1 protein-coding gene and 1 pseudogene are annotated in these 1,167 nt (G+C 61.6%); both read right to left on the bottom strand.

Annotation, left to right across the window (positions count from 1 at the left end; translation table 11 throughout):
- Nucleotides 1-704, bottom strand: a pseudogene (locus WBR68_RS31325) (hypothetical protein); the annotation flags it as partial.
- Nucleotides 701-1,102 carry a type IV secretion system protein VirB3 gene (locus tag WBR68_RS31320; protein ID WP_230696264.1) on the bottom strand — a complete coding sequence of 134 codons (402 nt, stop codon included), beginning with the start codon at nt 1,100-1,102 and terminating at the stop codon, nt 701-703. The pseudogene WBR68_RS31325 and the gene WBR68_RS31320, both read right to left, overlap by 4 nt.
- Between the last annotated feature and the right edge of the window lie 65 nt (nt 1,103-1,167).

The raw sequence follows: 1,167 nt of genomic DNA, 5'->3' as shown, positions 1-1,167 counted from the left end.
AGGCGCGCGTTCACCAGCGGCACCGGCTGCATCTTGCCGTTGAGCAGAAAGCCGAGGAATTCGGCTGGTTCCGAGAACCGCGATTTCCGGCGCGGTGCCTCCTCGCCGCTCATGTCGTGCGGAGACTCCTCGCCGCTAATGTCGTGCGGAGACTCCCGCTCGACAATGGTTAGCAGCTCCGGTGAATAGAGCTTGAGCGATCCGCGAAGTTTGCGGTTGACGTCATCCAGCTCTTCGATCGCCTGGTTCTGCCACGCAAGCGCCGAGCGCGCCGTTCGCTTTTCAAAGTTAGACAGCAAGCGCAGAGCGGGATCGATCTGCGCCCGTGTCAGCACGGTCAAGTACATCTCATTGATCATCGGCGGCTTACCGGCGAAGACCTTGCGATACGCGGCATCGTGATCGCGGGAGAACTGGTCCGGATAGTCGCTTTCGGGATACTCGAACACCCTGCGACGGACAAGGTGCGACCAGATCCCGAATCCCGTTGGGAACCCCCGGAACACGTTGTTGAGCTCCTCGATCCAGCGGTAGTGCTCCTCATCGCTGTAGCCTTGAAAGGTGCGCCCGTCGATGCGCCAGACCGAGAGGTACTCCCAGTCGCGGGTTGCGATGATGGTGGGCGTGACGTGGTGCGAGTAGGGAACGTACGTGCTGACCGGCGGCTCATACGCCGGCAACGTCACGATGGATTGTTGTTTCATCGGTCGTGAACTCCGAGCCAGCGGGCCCATGGGCGCCGCCGGCTGTAGGGTGTTGGCGTGAGGGATATCGCACCCCAAAAGCGCTTGTTCTTAGCCAAGAACTTGGTCTTGACCCAAAGCTCCCAGATCCAGAAGGCGCGGTCATCATGGCGGCTCAGAATGGCCATCACCGGATAAAGGACGGGAAAGAGCAGCCAGCCCCACAGCGTGAATGAAGCGGCGGTGACGGTCAGAAAGACCAGTCCGGCAAATGCCCGTGTCGGCACTCCCCCGGGGACGGTGGCGACGCGGGTGGCACCCTTGAAAAGGGGGAAGCGGTTGGGCGGCACTTCTGACCCCACCGCAACTGGGGCGGCTGCAGCTGGGGCTTTGGCCTTTTGCTTGGGCGAGGTGGCCATCAACCGAAGACCAGCTTAATGATGCCGCCAGCGATGGCACCGGAAAAGACGATACCCACTGCCCA

The organism is Achromobacter sp. JD-1 (assembly GCF_038594925.1).
In the GTDB taxonomy this organism is placed as follows: Bacteria; Pseudomonadota; Gammaproteobacteria; order Burkholderiales; family Burkholderiaceae_B; genus Achromobacter; species Achromobacter spanius_C.
The sequence above is the reverse complement of the archived record's forward strand: the minus strand, read 5'-3'. Positions and strand labels throughout refer to the sequence as shown.

Coding starts and splice junctions, on each gene's coding strand:
- WBR68_RS31320 (WP_230696264.1), bottom strand. CDS start 1,102: ATGGCCACCTCGCCCAAGCAAAAGGCCAAAGCCCCAGCTGCAGCCGCC.